Source organism: Ruminococcus sp. (assembly GCF_017650195.1).
Taxonomy (GTDB): Bacteria; Bacillota; Clostridia; order Oscillospirales; family Ruminococcaceae; genus Ruminococcus.
This window is the reverse complement of record NZ_JAGCFH010000139.1, coordinates 1-24,571: the sequence shown is the minus strand read 5'-3', so window position 1 is coordinate 24,571 and position 24,571 is coordinate 1. Positions and strand designations below refer to the sequence as shown.

Below are 24,571 nucleotides of genomic sequence, written 5' to 3'. Positions count from 1 at the left end.
GCTCTTTACGGTGTGGACAGGCTTATTGAGGACAAAAAGCACCAGATTGATACTTCTCTTGTAAGAATGACTTCCAAGAATATCCGCCTCCGTGAGGAGCTTGCCGAGCAGGTACGTGCCTTGCAGGAGCTGAAAAAGCTAGGCGAGATATACGGTCTTGACATATCAAAGCCTGCCGCAAATGCAAAGGAAGCCGTGCAGTGGCTCTACTTCGGATACCTTGCAGCTGTCAAGGAGCAGAACGGCGCGGCTATGTCTCTCGGAAGAACTTCCACATTCCTTGATATTTTCATTCAGCGTGACCTCGATAAAGGTATACTTACCGAGGAAAAGGCTCAGGAACTTATAGACCATTTTATCATGAAGCTCCGTATCGTAAAGTTCGCACGTACACCGGAGTACAATGAGCTATTTTCAGGTGACCCCACATGGATAACCGAATCTATCGGCGGAGTTGATGTTGACGGGCATCACCTAGTAACGAAGAACAGTTTCCGTTACCTCCACACTCTTGAGAATCTCGGAACAGCTCCCGAACCAAATATGACCATACTCTGGTCAACGAAACTTCCGAGAAAGTTCAAGGAGTACTGCGCAAAGATGTCAATAAAGACCTCTTCTATCCAGTATGAAAATGATGATATGATGAGAGTTGTTCACGGCGATGATTACGCTATTGCATGCTGTGTATCATCAATGGTGGTAGGCAAAGAAATGCAGTTTTTCGGCGCAAGAGCTAATCTTGCCAAGTGCCTGCTATACGCTATTAATGGCGGTGTGGATGAACGCCTCGGTTTACAGGTGGGACCCAAGTTCAGACCTGTTGACAGCGAGTATCTCGACTTCGACGACGTATGGGAAAAGTACATGGATATGATGGAGTGGCTGGCTGGACTCTATGTCAACACCCTCAATGTTATCCACTATATGCACGACAAGTACAGCTACGAGAGACTTCAAATGGCACTTCATGACAGAGATGTAAAGCGCTATTTCGCAACAGGAATCGCAGGACTTTCAGTCGTTGCGGATTCGCTCTCGGCTATAAAATACGCTAAAGTAAAGCCTATTCGCAAGGATATCGAAATAAAGGACAAGGCGGGAAACGTAACTGATATTGCAAGAAATGTGGTCGTTGACTACGAAATTGAAGGAGATTTCCCCAAATACGGCAATAATGATGACCGTGTTGACCAGATAGCAGTAGAGGTTGTCCGCAGATTTATGGACTGTGTAAGAAAGCACCACACTTACCGTGACAGTGTTCCGACCATGTCAATACTCACTATCACATCTAACGTGGTATACGGCAAGAAGACAGGAAATACTCCCGACGGACGCAAGCAGGGAGTTCCTCTTGCCCCGGGAGCTAACCCAATGCACGGCAGAGATACTCACGGCGCTGTAGCTTCACTTTCATCTGTTGCAAAGCTCCCCTTCAGACATGCACAGGACGGTATCTCCAACACCTTCTCCATAGTTCCCGACGCTCTCGGAAAGGATATGGACATCTTCGCCGGAGACCTCGACCTTGACAAACTCAGAGGAGAATGATATGTGTGCTCCAGAAGATAAAAAATCCCCTGCAGAGCTCGCTGACCTTATAGATCAGCTGATGTCACAGGGAAGCGGTCATATAAACATAGTCTCAGATGACGGTTCGGAGCTTAAAGTTGATACCGTAAAAAGCACGGATATATGCGGCAAAAAAGGCGCATGTTGTCAGCCCACGGAACTTGAACCCGACGATGACGAATTATAAAAGAACAGGAGGATGTATATGGATAATCAGAAACAAGTAGATAACCTCATCGAATTGCTCGACGGCTACGTTGAAAAAGGCGGTCATCACCTCAACGTAAACGTGTTCACACGTGAAACTCTCCTTGACGCTCAAGCTCACCCGGAAAAGTACCCGCAGCTCACTGTAAGAGTTTCGGGATACGCGGTAAACTTCATAAAACTCACAAAGGAACAACAGGACGACGTTATTTCCCGTACCTTCCATTCAAACCTTTAAATATTTTCAGCCCCGAAGCAATTTGATATAATTGCTCCGGGGCTTGTTGTTTCTTATATGTCAGTTAAGGCTCTCGGTGTCTCCAAGAAGATAATTCTGAATCCACAGCGCATCCTTTGCGGTTATACCGCTTCCGTAATAGCACACGTCTCCGTTGTATAATCCCTGAGTAGTTAGGTGCGAAGGGTCAGTTCCCTCTAGCCAGTACTTATCAGGATTTGCAAGAGCCTGAAGTATGAGTACAACGTCGGAAAGATCAACTGTGCCATCACAGTTGGTATCACCTGCACACCTGTCAGTATCAGTTTCATCGGTCATATCTTCAGTCTCCGACATGTCGTTGCTTTCCTTCGGCTTTTCAAGCACTCTGAACAGCAGTCCGTTCTCCTTCGCGTATATCTCCGCCGTGGAGCCACTGTATCCCAGTATCCATATCCCCCTGCTGCCTGATATTGATGAAGGCTCAAAATCGCATTCCGGATTGAGCACAACTATAACTGAAGGATTGGAAAAGCTGCTTTCATAGTCAATGGAAACATTTATCGCCGACTGTTCAACATACTTAACGCTCTCGGGAAGTATGATAAAATCAGGAGAGCAGAGATAGAACGTTCCCTGCTTAAGGCTCGTAACAGAGCCTGGGCAGTTTATATCTGTAAGTGAGGTGCAGTTGAAAAACGCCATGTGTTCTATGGTTTTCAGCTTCTCGTTGAAGATGACCTTTTGAAGCTTCTCACAGCCATAGAAGGCAAGCGACATTATGGTCTCAAGCTTTTCTCCGCACACTACCTCCTCAAGTGCAGGATATTCGAAAAACGCAGCGCTCCATATAGTTTTCACGTTTTTGCCTATCACTATTTTTTTGACTTTGGTATTGTTCTCGCGGCTGCTCAGGTTATTGCTGACAGCTACAACGGGAACTCCGTCAATCTCGTCGGGGATAACAAGCTCCTCGGCGTCGCCCATAGTGATATCGAATACCTCATAGCCTCCCTCAACCATACACCAGCTCATGGTATCGTTGCTGAATACCTCGCCGTATTCTGTTTCGGCTCTCCTGTCATACTTACCATTTTTATACAGCTCGTATGTACAGTGTCTTATCCCCTTCTCCTCGGCAAATATCGCCGGAGCTGAGCCCTCGTCACATATTATTATGAACTCTTTCCACTCAGAACGATCGCCGCCTAGTACGCAGTCGGGATTGTCTATCCTTATTGCCATATTAGGAAGCTCATCATAGTCGGTATACAAAAGCGGGCAGCCGTTAAGCTCGCTGACAGTTGACGGTATTTCCATATACGTCATGTTTACACTGCTGAAAGCTCCCGAGCCTATACTAGCGATATTGGCTCCGAATCTGACCTTACTCAGCTTCTGACAGCCGCTGAATGCGTTTTCGTCTATTTTTACGAGACTGTCGGGCAGCTCTGCGGAAGTAAGGGCACGGCAGTTCATAAACGCCTTGCGTCCTATGCTGAGCAGCTTATCGTTGAAGGTCACCTTCTCCAGCCCTCTGCACTCACAGAATACGCTGTTGCCAAGCCTTTCAAGAGCTGCCGGCAGCTTTATCTCCGTGATATATGAGCAGCCGTTAAAGGCGTAATCCCCTATTGTCTTTATATTTTTGCCCAGTTTTACATTCTTAACATTGCTAAGGCTGAACGCCTCTGGCGATATCTCTGTAACTGGTATGCCTTCGATCTCGTCTGGTATATCTATATCGAAGGGCTCTTCCATATCCACATATTCCTCTGATAACCCCATGACGATCGCATGATCTTTGTATTCTGCATACTTTACGCTGTACTGAACAGCGATCTCATAATACTCCGGCTCCTCAGCAGAGTTCTCGGTAAGCTCTTCTGCGGCACTTGCTGCTGTGATATCCGCTGTTTTCAGCGAAACAGGACAAGCCTCGCCTGCAATGAGAAGTGACAGAGCAGCTGCAGCGATCCTTGCTTTTTTCATCTGATCATTCCTCCTTCATTTATTTTTATCGCCTTGGGCTTGAAAAAATTATATCACATTCATATTTCATTCACAATACAGCTCTTGTAAAGTTTACAATTCGTTAACATTTCATTAATGAGCGGTAACAAAAAAGCCGTCCCGAAAGAGACGGCTTCAAGCCTGTAATGTTTTACCCTATTTTATCTTGAAGAATTAACTGAATAGATATTCAGTATCATCGAAGCGTCGGCAGCATCAACGATATCGTCACCGTTCATTTCTGCTCTAGCACGCTGGGTCCTGCTCAGGGTCGAGCCCTTTCCAGCAGATACCGCCGCGTACTCCGACAGGACCATTGAGGCATCAATCGCGTCAACATAACCGTCGTCGTTTATCTCACCATGTTTTTCCGGAAGGAAGGCATAGTCGTAATTCACATTAGAGGCGAGAAATTCCTGAGTCCAATAATAGCTACCGTTATAATAGGCGCAACCGACTCCGATATACTTATAGTCAGAGCTGAGTATATTTGCACGGTGCCCGGAGGAATTCATCCAACTGCTCACAACGCTCTCCGGAGAATTCTGACCGCAGGCAATATTCTCGGCTTTGCCTGTCCAGCTTAGACCGACCTCATCAATAACGTCCATTCCGGACGAACCGTTAGGGCGTTGGTGACTCCAGTATCTGGTCGTTTCATTTACACGTATCACCGCACATTTCGTGAGCTTAGGTATCATTTTCAGCTCCTGAAGTCCTCTGTTTCTTCTCTCCTTGTTCACGAGCTTTATGACACTGTCCGCGTAGGTGATATACTGTGATGCAGGGGCTGCCTGCTTTTTTGTCGCTAATTCAACTGTATTGTCAACTGTTGCTGCCATAGCAGCGGGAGCAGCGATAAATGCTGCCGCCAGTACCAAAGAACTAAGTAATGCTCCAAATTTCCTCATAGTAATGCCTCCTTTATGCCCTGCCAAGGAAAGAAACTCCAAAAGCGGTGACGTTCAGAAAATACACTTTAACAATACCATGACAAAAATCATATCCCAATCAAATTATAGCACAGTTGACTATACAAGTCAACATTCGATCTTCTCGATTGTAGACTTGCACAAATTATGAATAATCTTTTTATAACATCAAACAAGAAAGGCTGCACCCGAAGGTACAGCCTTCAATAATGAATCTTGATCCAACTGATTACTTGATCTCGATTGTAGCGCCAGCCTCTTCAAACTTAGCCTTGAGCTCGTTAGCCTCAGCCTCAGAAACGCCTTCCTTGATAGCCTTGGGAGCGCCTTCAACAACTTCCTTAGCCTCCTTAAGGCCAAGTCCGAGAACTTCCTTAGCAACCTTGATAACGCCCATCTTTGCGTCACCGAATGAAGTAAGGATTACGTCGAACTCTGTCTTAGCAGCAGCAGCGCCGCCAGCAGCAGCACCAGCAGCAGGAGCAGCAGCGATAGCAGCTGTTACACCGAATTCCTCCTGGATAGCGTCTACGAGCTCAGAAAGCTCAAGAACAGAAAGAGTCTTGATATCTTCAACAAATTTTGTGATCTTCTCAGAAGCCATGATAATAATCTCCTTTTTAATAGTATTGCCCTTATGGGCTGTGGTTTTAAACTGCGGAGCCTGTCTCCGCGAAACATGTGTGAAAGATTAAGCGGCAATTATGCAGCTTCTTCTTCCTTCTTCTTTTCTGCAACAGCGTTGAGAGTAGCAGCCAGCTTCTGAAGAGGGCCCTGGAGAGAGCCAACGAGCTGAGCAAGAAGGGTATCCTTTGAAGGGATCTTGGAAAGAGCAACAACTCCAGCCTGATCGAAAACTTCACCTTCAACGAAGCCTGCCTTCAGATTGAACTTCTCATCGCCTGCCTTCTCAGCGAACTTACCGAGGATTCTTGCGGGAGCAGTCTGATCGTCGCTAGATACAGCGAGAGCAGTTGTGCCGTTGAGAGCCTCTTCAAAGCCCTCGATACCGCATTCCTTGAAAGCGCGGAGAAGCATTGTGTTCTTCTCTACAAAGTAGTTAACGCCAGCCTCACGGAGCTCTTTTCTGAGCTTAGTATCCTCTTCAACAGTGATACCTTTGTAATCAACGAGAACGCCTGATACGGAATTCTTGATGATCTCGGTGAGCTTCTCGACCTTAGCCTTCTTTGCTTCGAGTACAGCATTGCTTGGCATAGTGTGTATTCACCTCCGAATGATTTTTATCGTATTCAGAGAGAGCAATAAAAATGCCCATTCCGACAGCGCAGAATGGACAACGATAATTCTATCAATTGCTATTCCTCGGCGGGACTTACTGAGCTTTTGCTCTGCCAGCTGTCTTTAGAATACGATGCTGTATTATTCACAGCGTGATAATTATATCATATTAATTTTGCTTTGTCAAGCTTTTTTTGAAAAATTGTTAGTAATTAGTTTTTAGCGTAGGTGCTAACAGCGTTCGCCCAAGCCAGTAGCCCTGTAATCCGCGGTTTGCGATTGTATTATCACGTGCTCTCGGGAATGCCAGCCCCTACAAATCAATTACGCATTACGAACTATAAATTAAAAAGGGCGGATAATGTGCACTTCTGTTAGCAAAAAAATGCCAAACCAAACTGAATAGGAATAAAGCCGATACATTACTCCTACAAAGGATAAAACGTTCAAACAGACAGCTTGCTTAATAGCAGAAACCCGAGGACGTTATGCCCTCGGGTTTCATAAGAATATATAGTTTCATTAAGGATAGCGGGCTAATATCCGCCTCTACACATTACTTATTAAGTGCCTTCTTTACTGTCTTCACGATGTTCTCAGCTGAGAGACCGAACTCCTTGAGGAGGTCTACAGCCGGACCTGAGTGACCGAACTCATCGTTCACGCCGATCTTGATAACCGGAACAGGACAGCACTCTGTAACAGCATCTGCAACAGCAGAACCAAGACCGCCGATAACGCTGTGCTCCTCAGCAGTAACGATAAAACCTGTCTCCTTGGCACACTTGCAGATAAGCTCCTTGTCAAGAGGCTTGATAGTGTGGATATTAACAACTCTTGCGGAGATACCTTCAGCCTCGAGAGTCTTTGCAGCTTCTACAGCCTCGTTAACCATGAGACCTGTAGCAACAATTGTAACATCCTTACCGTCCTTCATAACAACGCCCTTGCCGAGCTCGAACTTGTAGCTTGCAGCGTCGTTGATGACCGGTACTGCAAGTCTTCCGAAACGCATATAAACGGGGCCCTTGAAGTCGAGAGCAGCCTTTACAGCAGCCTTAGCCTCTACATCGTCACAGGGGTTGATGATAGTCATGCCGGGGATAGTTCTCATAAGAGCGATATCCTCGTTACACTGATGAGTAGCTCCGTCCTCACCAACAGAGATACCGGCGTGTGTAGCACCAATCTTAACATTGAGGTGGGGATAGCCGATAGAGTTTCTTACTATTTCAAAAGCTCTTCCGGCAGCGAACATAGCAAAGGTGCTTGCGAAAGGTATCTTTCCGCAGGCTGCAAGACCAGCAGCAACGCCCATCATATTAGCCTCAGCTATACCGCAGTCAAAGAAACGATCTGGATATGCCTTCTTGAATACGCCTGTCTTTGTAGCAGCAGCAAGGTCTGCATCGAGGACAACGAGATCCTTGTATTCCTCGGCAAGTTCCTTAAGAGCCTCGCCGTAGCTTTCTCTGGTAGCCTTTTTGATAACATCTGCCATGTGATTAGTCCTCCAATTCCTTTAACTGCGCGTTAAGCTCTGACATAGCCTGATCGTACTGCTCCTTGTTGGGAGCGGTACCGTGCCAGCTCACCTGATTTTCCATAAATGAAACGCCCTTGCCCTTTGTGGACTTCTGAATAATAGCCACAGGCTTGTCCTTTACGGAATCAGCCTCTGTGAAAGCTCTGTCGATGTCGTCGAAGTCGTGAGCGTCCATAGTGATAACGTGCCAGCCGAAAGCTGCGAATTTGTCTGTGATAGGCTCCGGTGAGCATACCTCAGTTATGGGACCGTCTATCTGTAAGCCGTTGTTATCAACGATAGCAACAAGGTTTGTGAGCTTCTTGTGAGCTGCGAACATAGCAGCCTCCCATACCTGTCCTTCCTCGATCTCTCCGTCGCCGAGAACGGTGTATACCTTGTAGGACTTGCCGTTGATTTTGCCAGCAAGAGCCATTCCGCAGGCAGCGGATATACCCTGTCCGAGTGAGCCGCTTGACATATCAACGCCGGGTATGTGTATACAGGGGTGGCCCTGAAGAAGTGCACCTATATGGCGAAGAGATTTCAGCTCTTCAACAGAAAAATAGCCTCTCTGTGCCAGTACCGAGTACAGCGCAGGAGCCGTATGTCCTTTCGAAAGAACGAATCTGTCTCTGTCGGGAGAATCTGGGTTCTTGGGATCGTTGTTCATCTTGTTGAAGTAAAGATAAGTGAGAGTATCGCTTATCGAGAGCGAACCGCCCGGGTGACCTGATTTAGCGTTATAAGTACCCTCGATAACGCCCATTCTGACTTTGCAGGCAGTTTTCTGCAATTCCTTTTTAAGCTTTGCGTCCATATTGACCTCCAATAATTTATTTAACGGCTTGCGCCGTGATCTGCATTTTTTGGTAGCAGGGGCAGGCTTTCTCCTCCATCCTCAAAGTGAAAGGTCAGACGGACGGTCCTGCCCCTGCGGGGTTGGCTATACCAATATTATACCGCAATAATTGAGTTAATGCAATGCATTTCTTGCTGAAAAATGTAAACTTAGTATGTACATCATTTTACATTCATCATAATAAGAACTATACCATAGAATATAAAAAATCCCGTGCATGCCAAAGCAGGCAGAGATATGAGCATTTTGTTCTCCCTTTCGTGAAGAGTTCCTCTCAACCTCAGTGCCTTCATTAGCAGGAGCGATATTATCCACATTGGCACAGCTAATACCGCCAGCGACAGCATGGCTATATCCTCAAGAGTAAAATTCGGAGTATCTTCGGAAGTCCTGCCTGTCACTCTACAGTAGACAAGCAACCCGATAAGTCCCAGTACGCACACTACCGCGACTATGTATGTGATTATTGCCGCCTTCTTGTTTTTCATCGTTCTAACTTCTGCACCTTTCGATTATATGATCTATGAGCTCCGAAACAGCTCCCTCGTCATTGGTGCGGGTGAGTATAAGGTCTGCCTTTGCTTTTACAGAATCCTCCGCGTTTGCCGGGCAAACGCCCAGGTCAGCTCCAACTATCATCTCTATATCATTGTTGAAGTCGCCTATGGACACGAAGGTGCAGCCTTCCATGCCGCTGAGCTTCCTGTATTCCGCAAGAGCCGAGCCCTTGCTCACTCCTTTGGGGAGCATTTCAAAAAATATCTCCGAGGACCTTACAAAATCAACGCCCTCATAGTCAAGCTTCTTCACAAGAAGCTCCATACAGTCCACGTCCTCGGGGGACATGGCGAACAGCACCTTCAGCCAGCCGCCCTCTTCTATCTCTCCAAGCCCCTTATAGTACGGTTCTATACCGCAGAGCCTTGTATGCAGCTGCTGATAATCTGTATTGCTGAAAACGTAGGTGCCCTCCGGTCTCAGCACCTCTCCTCCCACATCGGGCATGAGCTCCATAAGCTGAGCCGCGTATGCCCCTGCTGCCTCAGGGAGAGGGTGGGTGTATAGCATTTTTCCGCTTGTATAGTCGTAAATAGCCGCTCCGTTGTACATTATTATAGGTTCTTTCAGGCCGAGCATAGAGCGGTACTGGTCAAAGGACTGTACTGTACGCCCCGTAGCAACGGTGAAGCGTCCTCCCAGCTCCCTGAAATGCTCTATGGCACGTCTGTCAGTATCGGTTATCCTTTTGTCGGTACTAAGGAGAGTACCGTCCATGTCACTGAGCAGGACTACTTTCGATATATCTTCAAACAACAGGATCCCTCCTACATTTTTTCGAGCCTTGCCAGTATTGCTGCGAAATAATCCGGCAGGCCGCTTTCAAACTCCATATATTCCCCTGTGGTAGGATGTATGAAGCCTATCTTACGGGCATGGAGACACTGTCCCTCTATGCCCTTGAAGGGCTTTCCATAAACGTCGTCACCGAGTACTGGGTGACCAATATAGCTTAGATGGACCCTTATTTGGTGCGTCCTTCCAGTTTCCAGTCTCAGCCTTACGTATGCGTAGCCGCCATACTGCTTTATAACGCTGTAATGAGTGACCGCATTTCTCGAATTCTCCGTGGTAACACACATCTTCTTGCGGTCGTTCTTATGCCGCCCTATAGGAGCGTCCACAGTACCTTCCGTATCCTTGAAGTATCCGCATGCTACTGCCTCGTATTCCCTCGTAAAGCTGTGAGCCTTTATCTGCTCTGCAAGTTTAAGGTGTGAGGCATCGTTCTTCGCAACTATGAGAAGACCGCTGGTGTTCTTGTCAATACGGTGTACTATCCCTGGGCGTATAACTCCGTTTATACCTGAAAGGCTGTCTCCGCAGTGATGCAGGAGAGCGTTCACGAGAGTACCGGTATAGTTTCCGTGAGCAGGGTGTACCACCATGCCCTTGGGCTTGTTCACAACGATGAGGTCGTCATCCTCGTATACGATATCGAGGGGGATATCCTCAGGAACTGCGTCCATTGGCTCGGGATCCGGTATCTCCACCGATACCTCGTCCCCTGATTTAAGTTTGCAGTTCTTGCTGACCTCTTTCCCGTTCACGAGAACAAGTCCCTTTTCAATGAGTCCCTGTACCGCAGACCGTGTGAGCTCAGCAATATTGTCAGAAATATACTTATCTATACGGCTTCCGGCATACTCTGCAAAGACTGTAAGAATAACAGTATCATTCATCGCTATCAGACGCTGCCTTTTCGGCTTTTTTAGCCTTTTCGTTCTTCGGGTCTATGAATATGCCATATATCAGCAGCATTACGAAAGCCACCGTAACACATATATCCGCCACGTTGAATATAGCGAAGCGGAAAAGCTTCAGCTCGAACATATCAACCACGTAAGCAAAGCGGAACCGGTCTATTAGATTGCCTATACCTCCTGCAATGAACAATGTGATTGCCACATTGAGGAATTTCGAGCGCTTGAAAAGCTTTATAAGCAGGACTATACCAGCCAGAACAACTATGCTCGTGAAGCCTACAAGAAACCAGCGCTTTCCTGACATAACGCCGAAGATAGCTCCCTGATTTTCAAGGTATGTCAGGTCAAATATCTTAAAATCTCCGATATGGATGAAGTCCATAGTCCCTACAGGCTTAAGTTCGTATATCGCCCAGTATTTCACAAGCTGATCGACTGCGATAAGGGCTGCCGCCAGCAAAGCAAGTAATATCGCCACTTGTTTTATCCTTTCAATAAGACTGCCTGCCGACCCTTCAAGCCGACAGGCAATATAATACAGATCAGACCTCCACAGCTGCTGCACATCTCTCGCAGAGGGTGGGGTGAGTATGATTTGTGCCAACATACTTGCTGAAACACCAGCATCGCTCGCACTTTTCTCCCTCAGCCTTTGCTACCTCGTAAGCAGTCTCAGCTCCGCCATTTTCAACCTCAACGCCTGATACGATGAGAATATCCTTGAGCTGGTCCGCAAGAGATACGTATTTATCATAGTCTGCATCGCTGCTCTTGATAATGATCTTAGCCTCGAGTGACTTGCCGATAGTCTTTTCGTTTCTTGCGTCTTCAAGAGCCTTATTTGCTCCGAGTCTTGTGTTGTATATGAACTGCCACTTGTCTATGAAGTCGGCTGTGAACTCAATGCCGCTCTTTTCCGGCATCTGATTGAGGAATACACTTTGAGTGTCGTCGTCTGCGGAGTGAGGCATAAACTGCCATATCTCCTCAGCGGTGAATGAAATGATAGGTGCGGCAAGTCTTGTTATCGCACTGATAATACGGTACATTGCCGTCTGAGCTGCGCGGCGGAGAACTGAATCTTCCTTCTCACAGTAAAGTCTGTCCTTGATTATGTCAAGGTAGAAGTTGGACATATCTATTACACAGAAATTGTGGAGAGCATGGAGAGCAATATGGAAATCAAATGCCTCGTAGCCCTTTTTCATAGTGTCAATGAGGTTGTCAAGCTTCATGAGAGCCCACTTGTCAAGCTCTGTGAGCTTATCGTCGCTTACACAGTCCTTGTCGGGATCGAAACCTGCACCGTTTCCGAGATTGCCCAGTATGAAACGTGCAGTATTTCTTATCTTCTTGTAGGCGTCGGAAAGCTGACTTATGATAGGCTTGGATATACGAATATCACTATGATAGTCAGAAGAAGCTGCCCAGAGCCTGAGGATATCAGCGCCGAACTGCTCTGTTATCTCACTCGGATCGATACCGTTTCCGAGGGACTTATGCATAGCCTTGCCTTCACCGTCAACTACCCAGCCATGAGTACATACTGCCTTGTAAGGAGCACAGCCTTTGTACACAACAGATGTAAGAAGAGATGACTGGAACCAGCCTCGATACTGATCGGCTCCTTCGAGGTAGAGATCAGCAGGCCATGTAAGGCAGGGGAAGTCCTTTCCTTCCATAACGGATGTATGGGATACACCACTGTCAAACCATACGTCCATGATGTCATATTCCTTGGTGAATTCACCACAGCCGCATTCACACTTTACACTTGCGGGGATAAATTCACTTGTATCCTTTGTCCACCATGAATCAGCGCCCTCCTTGCGGAAGAGATCTGCAATAGCGGAGATGGTCTCGTCGTTGTATATAGGCTTGCCGCAGTCCTTGCAGTAAACAACTGGAATCGGAACGCCCCATGTTCTCTGACGCGAGATACACCAGTCGCTTCTGTCACGTACCATTCCCTTGATGCGGTCCTCGCCCCATTCGGGTATCCACTGTACAGACTCTATAGCCTTTATAGCCTCGTCCTTGAAGCCATTCACTGAGCAGAACCACTGCTCTGTAGCTCTGTATATGATAGGACTATTACAGCGCCAGCAGTGAGGATACTGGTGGACGATCTTCTGAGTAGCCAGCATAGCGCCAAGCTCTGTGAGCTTCGCGGCAATAGCCTTGTTAGCCTGATCGGTGTCCATGCCCTCAAATTCGCCTGCTTCAGCTGTCTGCTTGCCCTTTGAGTCAACGCATACGATTATGCCGATATCATCATAGTTCTTGCATACTTCAAAGTCCTCAACACCGTAGCCCGGAGCTGTATGTACGCAGCCAGTACCACTTTCAAGAGTGACGTGGTCGCCGACGATTATCGGTGACGGGCGATCGTAGAGGGGATGCTTTGTCTTCATTCCCTCCAGCTCAGCTCCTGTAAAGATATGGTCTGTGGTATACTCTGTGATACCTGCAGTTTCCATAGTAGTCTTTACAAGCTCCTCAGCCATTACGTAGTATTCGTCTCCTACGTGAACGAGGGTATAGTTGTACTCCGGGCCAAGGCATATAGCCAAGTTGCCGGGGATAGTCCATGTGGTAGTTGTCCAGATAACGAAGAATATCTTTGAAAGATCAAGACCGAGACCTGTGAAAATTCCCTTGTCATCGGTAACATTGAACTTTACATAAATAGAATAGCAAGGATCGTTGGAGTATTCTATCTCAGCCTCTGCAAGAGCTGTATTGCAGTCAGGGCACCAGTATACCGGCTTAAGTCCCTTGTACATATAGCCCTTCTTTGACATTGCTCCGAATACCTCTACCTGTCTTGCCTCGTACTCGGGACGAAGTGTAAGATAGGGGTAATCATAGTCGCCCAGTGAGCCGAGCCTCTTGAATCCCTTCATCTGGTTTGCGACCTGTGTCATAGCGTATTCACGGCAGTGCTTTCTTAGGTCTACAGAAGGGATAGCACCGTTCTCAACGCCAATAGCCTTCATAGCCTTAAGCTCGATAGGAAGTCCGTGGGTGTCCCATCCGGGAACGTAGGGAGCACAGAATCCGCTCATATTCTTATACTTTACGATAAAGTCCTTTAGCGACTTATTCAGCGCGTGACCAAGATGGATCTCTCCGTTTGCGTAGGGAGGTCCGTCATGAAGAATATAAGAAGGCTTGCCCTTATTCTTATCTATCATCTTGTAGTAGAGTCTTTCGTCCTCCCATTTTTTGAGAGTTTCAGGCTCCCTCTTAGGCAGATTTCCACGCATGGGAAATTCTGTCTGCGGTAAATTAAGAGTGCTGTTATAATCCTGTGCCATACTATCCGATCCCTCATTCAAAAGCTAGGAGGGATCCTCCTTTCAATCTTTTTGATTATTGATCATTCCTCAACATCTGACGCAACTGCTGCTGCAATCTCTTCAGCTGTCTCAGCCTTATCCTCTGTCTCCTCTTCCTCTGTCTCATTGTCAAAGGTCTCGGGCATAGAGGAAATGAGCTCGAGATGGCTCTTATACATATCAAAGAGACTCTTCTTGAAGTCTGCTACCTGCTGCTGAGCTTCAATGAGAGCTTCCTTTTCTTTTGCAATCTCCTCACGGTTCTTTTCCATAGCCTCAGCGTGCTGACGTACAGCCTCGTCCTCGAGGGCGTCTGCTTTAGCCTGAGCCTCAGCAATGATCTTCTCAGCCTTCTCGTTAGCCTCGTTAAGCACCTGATGGCCCTGCTTTTGAGCGCCGAGGAGAGCGTCCTTAAGAGCGTCCTCGTCTCTCATGTACTCTCTTACCTTATCTGCGAGCACCTGTATCTTGCTGTTTGCTTCCGAGCGCTCACGCTCCATTTCGTCAAGTTCAGCCTCAAGCTGATTGAGAAACTCGTCTATCTCCTCCTGTTTATATCCAAAAGCTGCTTTTTCAAATCTTTTGTTTCTGACGTCTTTTGAAGTTATCATTTCAATCACCTCTAAATATATTTCTTCAAGATAATGTGTATGCGGTCTTTCTTTGTATAACCGTTTATTTCAGAAAGTACAAATCTTCCGTAGCCCCTAATTGACAATATATCTCCGCCCCTGAGTTCATGGGAGACTGATGAAACCGGCAGATGATTTACCTCTGCCCTGTCAGTGCGGATAAGTGCCGCAGCCTTTTCTCTGCTTATCCTCGCAGCAAGCCCGACCACACAGTCGAGGCGGAGCGAAGCCACCGTACCGCTTATTTCCTGATACTTCTGAGCGTTTTCGAGTATAAAAGGTTTGTCGTCGGATATTTTCACTCCGACTCTGCCTATTTTGGATAAGCTACCGCTTATGAGCCGTGCCGCCACCCCGGTGACGAACGACTGTGCAGTGCCCTCTGATACAACAATATCTCCGATAACGTCCCTTTTGAGCTGCAAGCCCATAAAGGAGCCGAGGAAATCCCTGTGAGAGAGACTGTCCTCCTCCCTGTAGGTGAATGTAAGGCAGACAAAAGGAAATTCCGCGAGGATATAGTCCTCGCAGTAATCAGGATATACCGACAGCATTTTGCGCCTTGCGTCCTCATAGCCGCCCCACAGCAAATACCTGAGGCTACCTACATTTCTTGCGCACCACGCCTCGGCTTCCGCACACTGTCTTTCGTCAAGGAAAGATGAGAACACCGGCGCCGAATTTCTTTCGCAGAGTGCCGTCATGTCCCCAAGCCTTGCGGTAAAGAGCTTATCCGTAGGATCGTTCATCAGATGAATACGCCGTTGTTCTCCAGCTCACCTACGAGATCCTCGCCTATAAAGCCTACATTGTAAGGAGTTATAATGTAGGTAAGATTAGCAACAGGCTTGAGACTTCCGCCGTTTGCATAAGCAACGCCTACTAAGAAGTCAATTATCCTTCTCTTGTTTTCTGGAGAAGCTGTCTCGAGATTAAGAACTACTGTCTTTTTAGCTATGAGGTGATCTGCTATCTGCTTTGCGTCTGTGAATGCAGAAGGCTTTACGAGCACCACCTGAAGCTGTGCCGTTGTCTGTATATTAACTACTTTATTTCGTCTTTCCCTGCTCATTCCACCGCCAAGTCCGCCTTCGTTTACGGGAGCATCGTCCTGAGCGGCTGATGAGAAACCGCTTCTTTCGCCGCGTTCGTGACGAACCGGAACATCTGCGTCAAAATCGTCGTCCTCTTCAGCAAAGAAAAATTCCTTAATGTTCTCAAAAAGTTTCATCTTAATACTCCTTCTCCGCATTATATATATTTTTATCTTTCTTCACAGGATCAATGCGGAGTATCCCGTGTTGATATACGGCTTTCCGCCGGGAGTTACTTTGAATAGTCTCTTGCACCGAATAGACCGGTGCCTACGCGCACGAGCGTAGAGCCGTACCTTATTGCTTCGGCGTAATCGTGGGTCATGCCCATGGAAAGGATATCCATACCGCTGTACTCTGAGGAGATACTATCGTAAAGCTCCTTCATTCTTCCGAGAAAGATATCGCTGTCCGAGGGAGGAGGTATCGTCATGAGACCTCTTATCCGCACACCTTCGAGCTCCGAGAGCCCGCTGATAAGTTCTTTCAGTCCTGAAGGAGCGATACCGCTCTTGGAATCCTCTCCGCCGATATTGACCTCGCAGAGGATATCCATTACCCTGCCGTTCTTCACGGCGAGGCGGCTTATCTCCTGTCCCAGCTTAAGGCTGTCAACGGACTGTATCATGCTTACCGTATTTATGATATATTTTACTTTATTTGTCTGTAAATGGCCAATGAACTGCACCTCTGCTGACTTGTCGTATAGGTCAGCCTTTGAGAGATATTCCTGCACCCTGTTCTCGCCGAGAAGGTCTATACCAAGCTTTACAGCATGGTTCACCGCCTCAGGGGCAACTGTCTTTGTGACAGCCATTATACGTACCTTGTCACCTGGACTGCGGTACTTTTCCTTTGCCTCAGCGCATCTCTCTCTTATTATGCGCAGGTTCTCGTCGATATAAGCGAGATCGTCATTATTCACTGCCCTCGACCTCCTCTATCAGTATGTCGTCGTAAAGCTCAAGGTATTCGTCCTTTGTAGACGGATCGGTCGAAGGCGCCGAGAGAACGTAGTCGCTGCCCTCGTATACGACGTTTATCTTCTTGAAGAGTATCTGCTCACCCTTACGGATATATACGCCCTTGCACTTTGAGGTCTTTGTAGTGATATTTCCACTACCATCGTCCTCGGTTACAGTCACTTCAGCAAATCGTATGGCTTCACGCGGCACCTTGAGCCCCGTACATTCGCCCTTACCGTTTACGACCTTTATGAGCTCGACTATCTCGGCTCTGTGCTGTACAAGTTCGTAATTCATCTTGTCGCAGGATATAATAATGATGCTCTTGTCCTTTTTTTCATCTCGGATATCATGTATCACAGCCGGATAACTCTCAGCCGACGAATCAAACCTAAGCATGACCTCTTCTCCTATGGAGTACAGCTTCTTGGAATTATCCGCAACTATAGCAAGGTACCAGCCGTAGCCATCTATGAGCTTTCCCACCACGTTCGGCGCTGTGGACTTCCTGTCGGTTACCTCCTCCAGCATCGAAACAGTGAGCTTGTCCAGCTCCTTGGTATTGAGCTTGTCCTCATAACCGTCGATATAGCTCACGAAATAGGCTGAACGCGGGGCTATTATCTCCTCGCTTGGGAGAACGCTCCTCGCATTGAGCTTTTCAATTTCTGCTTTTATATCAGATATCTTCTGGTCGAATCCCTGGACCTTCTCGGTAACTATCTGATAGGTACTGAGCTGTATCAGGAAATCGTCCTTGACCTCGTTGAGCTCGTCGAGCCTGCCCATGTCTCTGTAGTACATAAGGCTGCGGTAGCTGTCGTCGATGCTTTCGGAAAGGCTGGCGGGCTGAGCAGATTCAAGAGTTCCGGGATTTTGTATCTTTTCGAGGATATTCAGTTCCCTTTCAAGCTTAGCCTTTTCGCGTTTGATGCTGAGCTGTTCGTCGTCGTGATAAGCCTCCGCTATGACAGTGCCGTTTCCGACCTTTCCGCCATCCGACACATTGTAGCTGAGAACGCCGTTCCCGCTGTAAAGCTGTATTTGCTCGTTCCTTATGAAAACGCCTTTGAATTCCTTTGAGGACTGAGCCGAAGCCATGAGGGCAGTGACAGTGTCGCTTTCCCTGTTGCGGAAATTATAGACTATGCTTACGAAAACGATCAGAAGCAGCACCAGTACAACATTCCTTAGCAATTTGACCATGAAGCTGCCGTCCGACTTGGAAAAACCCATTCAGATCACCCTTAGTCGTTCTTTTCTGAAGCGTCGAGGATAGAAACAGATCTTGCAGGGATAATGGTCGAGATAGCATGCTTGTATACGAGCTGCTGCTTTCCGTCGCAGTCGAAGATAGCAACGTAGCTGTCGAAACCTCTAACCATTCCCTTGAACTGGAAACCGTTTGTAAGTATGATAGTCACCATAATCTTGTCTTTTCTGCACTGATTGAGGAACACGTCCTGCAGATTGATTGTTTTGTTCATACACATTCTCCTATCAGATATTTGTTTCCGTGTAGCGCGCTACGAGTAAAATTTTTTGCCAAATAAGCCGCGCAGAAATACACACAGTACATTATATCACATTTCCAAGTATTTGGCTATACTTTTTTTGCATTTTTCTAATATTTCATTATTTTTATTAAATCTGTCCAAAAAAAACCACTCTATACGGTCGTTTTTCCGGAACCACGTCAGTTGACGTTTGGCATAATTCCGCGTTTCCTGTTTTATAAGAGCGATACAGTCTGAAAGTTCCGCTTTCCCCTCGAAATATGGTATCAGCTCCTTGTAGCCGATAGCGTTGGCAGCGGTCTTCATGCCGCTTTCCTGCCAAAGCTGACGGGCTTCTTCCACAAGCCCCGCCTTCACCATTTCATCAACCCGGTGGTCGATACGTTCGTAGAGGGTCTGCCTGTTCTCGTAGTTCAATCCGATGATAAGAGAATTGTACGGACTTTCAACAAGTCTGCTCTCCCTTTTCAGCTCGCTGAACCTCCGTCCCGTAACCTTACACACCTCAAGAGCCCTGACAACTCTCACAAGATTATTGGGGTGTATACCCTCAGCGGCTTCTGGGTCGAGCTCCGCAAGACAAGCGTGAAGCGCCTCGTTTCCCTGCTCATGGGCAAAGTCGTACAGCTCCCTGCGATAAACCTCGTCGCTGCCGCCCTCGGAAAATCTCACATTCTCGAGTAAGGAGTCGATGTAAAGCCCAGTACCGCCCACGATTATGGGCATCTTTTCACGAGAAAGTATCTCTGTTATCTTTTCGTTGGCAAGCTGTACATAGTCGGCGGCGCTGAAGCTCTCTCCACGGTCAAGAAAGTCCATTAGGTGGTGAGGTACACCCTGTTTTTCGGCTTCTGTGGGCTTTGCCGAGGCTATGTCCATGCCCTTGTAGATCTGCATGGAGTCGGCGGAGATCACCTCTCCGCCATATATCTTCGCAAGCTCAACGCCCAGCCATGTTTTGCCGGAGGCGGTAGGACCCACCACTGCCAGGACAAAAGGCTTTTTATTATTTTTGTTCATTGTCAACTTCTCCCGATTGTATGCATTTTATCATTTTTACCGAATCCATTTTCTCTTTACGTATTTTGATATAATATTCAAAAAGCACAAGGAATGCAGTAATACAATATGCAGTAAAAAATATAGCATATTTATCTACGTATATATCATCGTATGAATCGGCATGGACTTCAGTGTCTTTCAGGTATACAACATAATATTCCAGTTTTTCTCCTGAAGACTTAACGCAAAAACTATCTACAGCTTCAAAAAAATCAGGTTTGATCTTCACATCATCAGTAACTCCAATGACATTTCCATCTCTGTCGCAATATGCCAGCTTTTCTCTGCGGAATTGGCGCCAGAACCTTACAATTCCAGTATTAAGGTCCAATTTAATGGAACACGATGTATTATTTTTGTTCACTCCTTTGTACCTTGCACAGCTATGCCTTAGCATAAGACTGGTATATCCATCTTTATCATAAGTTGCCAGTCCGCATTCCCTTCCAACATTGAGAAGTAAGCCGTTTTTTTCATTAAAATCCACTGCGTACTTATCATTCAATTTATCCTTTACAAGTAAATCAACAAAAGCAGTCCCTTCTGGACAGCCCTCACAATAGATATCTTGTCTGCCGCTTTCTGCAAACTGAGACTCAATCCAATCTTTATAAGCATAATCGCCTTTGCGAGTCACAAACAAAAAACTGATGCATAAACAGCTGCAAACAACAAGATAACCATAAAAGCCTTTAATAAACCTTTCATCGCTCCGCCTTACGTTCTCTTAAACTGGTGCGAAATATTGCTCTTGGTCATAGTAAACATAACAGGTCTGCCGTGAGGACAGTGACGTATCCTCTCGTCGAAGTAGACCTGCTCCGCAAGAGACTGGAGCTCAACTATGTCATTTTTATCGTTGCCCTTTATAGCCGATTTGCATGCGACCGTATGAAGCATATCGTCCAGTGCGTGGGACTGGGGATCGCGACTGTTCATACGGAGATTGTTAGCTATCTCCGAGATTATTTCCTCCATTTCCAGTTCCATTATGAATGTGGGGACTGCCGTAGCCACAGCGCACGGCTTTTCCGAAAAATCAAAGGCAAAACCCATGTCCGCAAGGAGCTCTTGATTCGTTTCGAGAGCGCTGAATTCATCACCAGTAAGGAGCACCTTTACTCCCGTGAGGAGCTGCTGGCTATACTGACGACAATTGCGGCTCTTCAGTTTCTCGAAGAGTATACGCTCATGGGCAGCGTGCTTGTCTATCATTATCATGGTGTCATCGCCCACCTCAGCCACTATGTAAAGCCCGAAGACTTCACCGATAACACGTATCTTCGGCTTTTCCGTCCATACCGACTCTGTTGGAGCCTCCGGCTCCGCCGGCTTTTGTACAGGAACTGCTGCAAATGACTGCTGAGTGATATAACTGAATCCCTCAACTGCCTCAAGCGGCTCAGGTTCTTTCTCAGACTCGGGAGTTTTTACGGGTTCGGAAGTTTTTACGGGCTCGGAAGTTTTTTCCGCTTCCCTTTCGTATACGGGTACCTGTTGCTGTACCGGCTCTGGCTGGCTGTAGGCAGGGCGCAGATTTATATTCGTAATGACCGGCATCTCCTCCCTGACCTGCTTGGGAGCTGTATGCACTGGAGCAGGAGCCTCCGAAAGTTTCTGCTCGGTCTCCTCTATCTTGTCAACGGGAGTAAAAATAAACTCCTGCTGCTTTATCTCCTCCGGCTCCGGAGCAGTCTTTGTCCAGTCTGTATGGGGCTTCAGCTCGAATTCGTATATGAGCCCATCCTTCATCATGGCATTCTTAACTGCAAAGTATATCGCGTCGGATACAGATTTTTCATTGGTGAAGCGCACCTCAGCCTTTGTCGGGTGTATGTTCACGTCCATAGAATTTGGTGCAAGGTCTATGAGCAGCACGCAGGCAGGGAATTTTCCTGTCATTATCATATTTGTATAGGCGTTTTCCAGAGCCGCCGAGCAAAGCCTTGAACGGACGTATCTACCGTTTACAAAGAAATTCTGGAAGGCACGGTTGGTCTTGGAGTAAAGAGGCTTTATCACGAAGCCACCTACGTGTACCCCCTCGTATTCATAGTCAACTGGTATGAGGTCACGGGCGAAGTCTCGTCCGTAAACTGCATATATCGCCGAAAAGAGCTCCCCGTCTCCGCTGGAGTTGAATTCCGTGCGGTTATCGCGTATGAATCTAAAAGATATTTCAGGATGGGACATGGTTATCTTCTGCAGTATGCTGCTTACGGCGTTTCCCTCAGTCACATCCTTTTTCATGAACTTCCGCCTTGCAGGGACATTGTAGAAAAGGTCACGTATTATGACAGTTGTGCCATCGGGACAGCCGCTCTCCTCGTAGGACTTCTCGGCGCTTCCCTCGATAGCGTAAAGTGTACCATAAAGTTGCTCGCGTTGCTTTGTCATTATCTCAACACGCGAAACGGCTGCCACGGAGGCAAGAGCCTCTCCGCGGAAGCCGAGAGTGAGGATATTTTCAAGGTCTTCTTTTACGCTTATCTTGCTTGTGGCATGACGGAGGAATGCCTTCGGCACATCGTCGAAGGACATACCGCACCCATCGTCGGTAACACGCATATATGTAGTACCGCCGTTTTTTATCTCGACGGTTATATGGGTCGCTCCTGAGTCAATGGAGTTCTCCACAAGCTCCTTGATTACCGAGGAAGGACGCTCTATGACCTCTCCTGCAGCGATAAGCTCTGATATTTCTTTGCTAAGAACGTTTATGGACGGCATTTTTTTACTTCCTTTCTGAATGTAACGCAGCTCAGACCAGCTTCACCCAGTTGGGTATAAGGATAACACCACCTGCATTGATATGCTCTGCAGTATAATCAGCTGTGTCCATACGTCCGAACTGCTTTTCGGATACTATGGCAAATGGACAGGCAGAGGGTTCTGCGCCGTCCCTTATATCCATTTCGGGAACTATGCCCTCCCTCAACTCCAGCTTTGTCTGTATAGTACGAGTCTTGGGAAGTATCCACAGAAGTGAGGCGAGCTCCTTGAGCTTGTCAACAGCTTCCTTTTTGTAAGTCTTCGAGTCTTCTGCGACCTCATCCTCAGGTATGAGGAGGTTGAAAGTATATTCTCCCCTTATGGGGTCCTCGTTCATGATGTAGCCGCGTATTTCTGAAAAGCCACCAAAGCTGAAACACATCTGCTTATAGTCGTTGGAGGAATCCTCGTCATAGCCCAGCTCAAAGTCCTCTTCAAGCTTATGCTGGTTCCAGTCGATAATATCCTCGACGGTATCGTCCTTTGCATGACCTACGCCACCCTTGAACACAAGTCCAGCGTATTTGATGTAGGCATTGAGCTCTTTCATATTGTCAAAATCCAACTCTGCGCGGCTAAATTCCATTATCATCGAAAAGTATGCAGGCATATCGTTCACCTCTGTTATTTATGATATTTATTCAGACGGGGCGATGTAGGCATCACACCCTAAAATTCATCTAAAGTTGATAGTTGACGGAACGCAGTCGGCGTTCCGAGCCAATAGCTAATGGCTCTTACTGCAACGCATTCAGCATATCGCTGAGGAGTTCGCGGCACTCGCTGTCCGTAAGCTCGTCTATATTTGTCTTTTCAAGCATATCAAGTGCTGCCTCACGTCCAAGACTGCCGAAACTTATCTGTCCAGACTCCTCGCGTACTGCCGCAGGGCACTCCGTGGCATGGGCTCTTTCCATTTCCTCAAGAAGCTCTCTTGCCCTTGCAACCACTTTCGCAGGAAGTCCTGCAAGCTTTGCTACGTCAACTCCGTAGCTCTCGTCCACTCCTCCGCGAACTATCTTTCTCAGGAAACGAATAGTGCCGCCGTGCTTGTTTACAGCGATACTGTAGTTCTTAACACCTTCAAGCTCATTTTCAAGCCCTATAAGCTCGTGATAGTGGGTAGCAAAGAGGGTCTTACAGCCGAGCTTCTTTGAGCTGCATATATACTCGGCAACAGCACGGGCTATGCTCACTCCGTCAAATGTGGACGTACCGCGTCCCACCTCGTCAAGTATGACAAGGCTATTTGGAGTGGCGTTTTTGAGTATGTCAGATACTTCACTCATTTCCACCATGAACGTGGACTGTCCGGCAGTGAGGTCGTCGGAGGCACCCACACGGGTGAATATCTTATCCACCACGGATATTTTAGCGGAATCAGCAGGCACGAAACTACCTGTCTGCGCCATGAGGACTATCAGAGCAGCCTGTCTCATATATGTAGACTTACCGGACATATTCGGTCCGGTGATTATGGACATACGGTCTGCCTTGTTGTCGATATGCATGTCATTTGGTACGAACACCTCATCCGTCAGCATGAGCTCCACAACCGGGTGACGTCCTGCCTTTATATCAATTGAGCCGTCTATGGTGATATCTGGCTTTACGTACTGATTTCTCAGTGCTACGTCCGCAAAAGAGCAAAGCACGTCCACCGCAGCTACAGCAGAAGCGGTCTTCTGTACGGCTTCAAGCTTTGTGGCAAGGAAGTCGCGTACCTCTGCGAATATATCTGCCTCAAGGGAGAGAGCCTTATCCTTAGCGCCGAGTATAGCGTTCTCCGCGTTTTTCAGGTCCTCGGTTATGAAGCGTTCAGCGTTGGCAAGAGTCTGCTTGCGTATCCAGCCCTCTGGTATAAGGTCATAGTATGAACGCGTTACTTCAAGGTAGTAGCCAAACACGCGGTTGAAGCCTATTTTAAGATTCTTGATGCCTGTGGCTTCCTTTTCACGCTGTTCTATCTCGTCGATAATGCCTCTGCCGTTGTTCATTATATGTCTCAGCTCGTCGAGCTCCTTATTGAAGCCCTCCTTTATTACTCCGCCGTCCTTTACGGATATTGGCGGCTCATCAATAATGGCATTCTCGACAAGGTTCACAAGCTCATCAAGGGTGGATATCTCGCTGTTGTAACGGACAATAAGCTTTGAATCACTGAGCTTTTCAAGTTCCTGCTTTATCAGAGGAAGCTGCATCGCCGTAGCAGAAAGTGATTTCAGATCTCTCGGATTCGCACTCTTGTACATGACCTTTGTCATAAGACGTTCAAGGTCGTATACTCTGTCAAGCAGAGCCTCAAGGTCTGAAAGCACAACACTTTTTCTGTAGAGAGCTTCCACAGCATC

Annotated in this window: 25 protein-coding genes; 3 read left to right on the top strand and 22 right to left on the bottom strand. The window is 47.2% G+C overall.

Going from position 1 to position 24,571, the window contains the following annotated elements; translation table 11 throughout:
* The 3 genes from J6U00_RS06375 to grcA3 all read left to right on the top strand — a co-directional run.
* A partial coding sequence (locus tag J6U00_RS06375; RefSeq protein ID WP_296580280.1) for a pyruvate formate lyase family protein occupies positions 1-1,554 on the top strand: 1,554 nt, incomplete at its 5' end.
* Positions 1,532-1,762 (top strand): hypothetical protein, encoded by a 231-nt coding sequence (locus tag J6U00_RS06370; protein WP_296580278.1) that lies wholly within the window; start codon positions 1,532-1,534, stop codon positions 1,760-1,762. The genes J6U00_RS06375 and J6U00_RS06370, both read left to right, overlap by 23 nt.
* A gap of 18 nt (positions 1,763-1,780) precedes the next feature.
* A complete protein-coding gene (grcA3, locus tag J6U00_RS06365) occupies positions 1,781-2,020 on the top strand; it encodes an autonomous glycyl radical cofactor GrcA3 (RefSeq protein ID WP_296580277.1) in 240 nt (79 codons plus the stop codon).
* 60 nt (positions 2,021-2,080) lie between these two features.
* On the opposite strand, the gene J6U00_RS06360 is transcribed toward grcA3, so the two are convergent.
* From J6U00_RS06360 to mutS, 22 genes are all read right to left on the bottom strand, one after another.
* Positions 2,081-3,991, bottom strand: a complete 1,911-nt coding sequence (locus J6U00_RS06360) for a leucine-rich repeat protein (protein WP_296580275.1) — start codon at positions 3,989-3,991, stop codon at positions 2,081-2,083.
* 182 nt (positions 3,992-4,173) lie between these two features.
* Positions 4,174-4,923: a CAP domain-containing protein gene (locus J6U00_RS06355; RefSeq protein WP_296580273.1), complete on the bottom strand. Its 750-nt coding sequence runs from the start codon at positions 4,921-4,923 to the stop codon at positions 4,174-4,176.
* Positions 4,924-5,173: 250 nt separating this feature from the next.
* A complete protein-coding gene (gene rplL, locus J6U00_RS06350; RefSeq protein ID WP_296580271.1) occupies positions 5,174-5,548 on the bottom strand; it encodes a 50S ribosomal protein L7/L12 in 375 nt (124 codons plus the stop codon).
* A gap of 98 nt (positions 5,549-5,646) precedes the next feature.
* Positions 5,647-6,162, bottom strand: coding sequence for a 50S ribosomal protein L10 (rplJ, locus tag J6U00_RS06345; RefSeq protein WP_296580270.1), 516 nt, complete (start codon positions 6,160-6,162; stop codon positions 5,647-5,649).
* 580 nt (positions 6,163-6,742) lie between these two features.
* Complete coding sequence (locus J6U00_RS06340) at positions 6,743-7,687, bottom strand: transketolase family protein (RefSeq protein WP_296580268.1); 945 nt, start codon at positions 7,685-7,687, stop codon at positions 6,743-6,745.
* Positions 7,688-7,691: 4 nt separating this feature from the next.
* A complete protein-coding gene (locus J6U00_RS06335; RefSeq protein WP_296580266.1) occupies positions 7,692-8,531 on the bottom strand; it encodes a transketolase in 840 nt (279 codons plus the stop codon).
* 203 nt (positions 8,532-8,734) lie between these two features.
* Entirely contained in the window at positions 8,735-9,061 is a 327-nt protein-coding gene (locus tag J6U00_RS06330; RefSeq protein ID WP_296580265.1) for a hypothetical protein, read from the bottom strand.
* Positions 9,062-9,065: 4 nt separating this feature from the next.
* Positions 9,066-9,887, bottom strand: coding sequence for an HAD family hydrolase (locus J6U00_RS06325; RefSeq protein WP_296580263.1), 822 nt, complete (start codon positions 9,885-9,887; stop codon positions 9,066-9,068).
* An 11-nt stretch (positions 9,888-9,898) separates the two neighbouring features.
* Complete coding sequence (locus J6U00_RS06320; RefSeq protein WP_296580261.1) at positions 9,899-10,813, bottom strand: RluA family pseudouridine synthase; 915 nt, start codon at positions 10,811-10,813, stop codon at positions 9,899-9,901.
* Entirely contained in the window at positions 10,806-11,315 is a 510-nt protein-coding gene (gene lspA / locus J6U00_RS06315; protein ID WP_296580259.1) for a signal peptidase II, read from the bottom strand. The genes J6U00_RS06320 and lspA overlap by 8 nt, the downstream gene beginning before the upstream one ends.
* 64 nt (positions 11,316-11,379) lie before the next feature.
* Positions 11,380-14,157, bottom strand: a complete 2,778-nt coding sequence (ileS, locus tag J6U00_RS06310; RefSeq protein WP_296580258.1) for an isoleucine--tRNA ligase — start codon at positions 14,155-14,157, stop codon at positions 11,380-11,382.
* A gap of 62 nt (positions 14,158-14,219) precedes the next feature.
* Positions 14,220-14,789, bottom strand: a complete 570-nt coding sequence (locus J6U00_RS06305; protein ID WP_296580256.1) for a DivIVA domain-containing protein — start codon at positions 14,787-14,789, stop codon at positions 14,220-14,222.
* 11 nt (positions 14,790-14,800) lie between these two features.
* The gene (locus J6U00_RS06300; protein ID WP_296580255.1) at positions 14,801-15,559 is read right to left on the bottom strand and encodes a YlmH/Sll1252 family protein; all 759 of its coding nucleotides are present in this window, start codon (positions 15,557-15,559) and stop codon (positions 14,801-14,803) included.
* Positions 15,559-16,041 (bottom strand): cell division protein SepF, encoded by a 483-nt coding sequence (locus J6U00_RS06295; RefSeq protein WP_296580253.1) that lies wholly within the window; start codon positions 16,039-16,041, stop codon positions 15,559-15,561. The genes J6U00_RS06300 and J6U00_RS06295 overlap by 1 nt, the downstream gene beginning before the upstream one ends.
* A 95-nt stretch (positions 16,042-16,136) precedes the next feature.
* Positions 16,137-16,829, bottom strand: a complete 693-nt coding sequence (locus J6U00_RS06290; RefSeq protein ID WP_296580251.1) for a YggS family pyridoxal phosphate-dependent enzyme — start codon at positions 16,827-16,829, stop codon at positions 16,137-16,139.
* The gene (locus tag J6U00_RS06285; RefSeq protein ID WP_296580249.1) at positions 16,822-18,105 is read right to left on the bottom strand and encodes an HlyD family efflux transporter periplasmic adaptor subunit; all 1,284 of its coding nucleotides are present in this window, start codon (positions 18,103-18,105) and stop codon (positions 16,822-16,824) included. The genes J6U00_RS06290 and J6U00_RS06285 overlap by 8 nt, the downstream gene beginning before the upstream one ends.
* An 11-nt stretch (positions 18,106-18,116) precedes the next feature.
* Positions 18,117-18,356: an RNA chaperone Hfq gene (gene hfq, locus J6U00_RS06280; protein WP_295079446.1), complete on the bottom strand. Its 240-nt coding sequence runs from the start codon at positions 18,354-18,356 to the stop codon at positions 18,117-18,119.
* A gap of 96 nt (positions 18,357-18,452) precedes the next feature.
* Positions 18,453-19,406, bottom strand: coding sequence for a tRNA (adenosine(37)-N6)-dimethylallyltransferase MiaA (gene miaA, locus J6U00_RS06275; protein WP_296580247.1), 954 nt, complete (start codon positions 19,404-19,406; stop codon positions 18,453-18,455).
* Complete coding sequence (locus J6U00_RS06270) at positions 19,393-20,085, bottom strand: hypothetical protein (protein WP_296580245.1); 693 nt, start codon at positions 20,083-20,085, stop codon at positions 19,393-19,395. Before J6U00_RS06270 ends, miaA begins: the two co-directional genes overlap by 14 nt.
* 80 nt (positions 20,086-20,165) lie before the next feature.
* Positions 20,166-22,178, bottom strand: a complete 2,013-nt coding sequence (mutL, locus tag J6U00_RS06265; RefSeq protein WP_296580244.1) for a DNA mismatch repair endonuclease MutL — start codon at positions 22,176-22,178, stop codon at positions 20,166-20,168.
* Positions 22,179-22,209: 31 nt separating this feature from the next.
* Positions 22,210-22,830, bottom strand: a complete 621-nt coding sequence (locus J6U00_RS06260) for a hypothetical protein (protein ID WP_296580243.1) — start codon at positions 22,828-22,830, stop codon at positions 22,210-22,212.
* A gap of 127 nt (positions 22,831-22,957) precedes the next feature.
* The coding region (gene mutS, locus J6U00_RS06255) for a DNA mismatch repair protein MutS (RefSeq protein WP_296580242.1) at positions 22,958-24,571 on the bottom strand (1,614 nt) is incomplete at its 5' end.

Excerpts from the sequence above, each read along its gene's own strand:
- grcA3 (WP_296580277.1), top strand. The coding sequence starts at position 1,781 with ATGGATAATCAGAAACAAGTAGATAACCTCATCGAATTGCTCGACGGC.
- J6U00_RS06360 (WP_296580275.1), bottom strand. The coding sequence starts at position 3,991 with ATGAAAAAAGCAAGGATCGCTGCAGCTGCTCTGTCACTTCTCATTGCA.
- J6U00_RS06355 (WP_296580273.1), bottom strand. The coding sequence starts at position 4,923 with ATGAGGAAATTTGGAGCATTACTTAGTTCTTTGGTACTGGCGGCAGCA.
- rplL (WP_296580271.1), bottom strand. The coding sequence starts at position 5,548 with ATGGCTTCTGAGAAGATCACAAAATTTGTTGAAGATATCAAGACTCTT.
- rplJ (WP_296580270.1), bottom strand. The coding sequence starts at position 6,162 with ATGCCAAGCAATGCTGTACTCGAAGCAAAGAAGGCTAAGGTCGAGAAG.
- J6U00_RS06340 (WP_296580268.1), bottom strand. The coding sequence starts at position 7,687 with ATGGCAGATGTTATCAAAAAGGCTACCAGAGAAAGCTACGGCGAGGCT.
- J6U00_RS06335 (WP_296580266.1), bottom strand. The coding sequence starts at position 8,531 with ATGGACGCAAAGCTTAAAAAGGAATTGCAGAAAACTGCCTGCAAAGTC.
- J6U00_RS06330 (WP_296580265.1), bottom strand. The coding sequence starts at position 9,061 with ATGAAAAACAAGAAGGCGGCAATAATCACATACATAGTCGCGGTAGTG.
- J6U00_RS06320 (WP_296580261.1), bottom strand. The coding sequence starts at position 10,813 with ATGAATGATACTGTTATTCTTACAGTCTTTGCAGAGTATGCCGGAAGC.
- ileS (WP_296580258.1), bottom strand. The coding sequence starts at position 14,157 with ATGGCACAGGATTATAACAGCACTCTTAATTTACCGCAGACAGAATTT.
- J6U00_RS06305 (WP_296580256.1), bottom strand. The coding sequence starts at position 14,789 with ATGATAACTTCAAAAGACGTCAGAAACAAAAGATTTGAAAAAGCAGCT.
- J6U00_RS06300 (WP_296580255.1), bottom strand. The coding sequence starts at position 15,559 with ATGAACGATCCTACGGATAAGCTCTTTACCGCAAGGCTTGGGGACATG.
- J6U00_RS06295 (WP_296580253.1), bottom strand. The coding sequence starts at position 16,041 with ATGAAACTTTTTGAGAACATTAAGGAATTTTTCTTTGCTGAAGAGGAC.
- J6U00_RS06285 (WP_296580249.1), bottom strand. The coding sequence starts at position 18,105 with ATGGGTTTTTCCAAGTCGGACGGCAGCTTCATGGTCAAATTGCTAAGG.
- hfq (WP_295079446.1), bottom strand. The coding sequence starts at position 18,356 with ATGAACAAAACAATCAATCTGCAGGACGTGTTCCTCAATCAGTGCAGA.
- miaA (WP_296580247.1), bottom strand. The coding sequence starts at position 19,406 with ATGAACAAAAATAATAAAAAGCCTTTTGTCCTGGCAGTGGTGGGTCCT.
- mutL (WP_296580244.1), bottom strand. The coding sequence starts at position 22,178 with ATGCCGTCCATAAACGTTCTTAGCAAAGAAATATCAGAGCTTATCGCT.
- J6U00_RS06260 (WP_296580243.1), bottom strand. The coding sequence starts at position 22,830 with ATGCCTGCATACTTTTCGATGATAATGGAATTTAGCCGCGCAGAGTTG.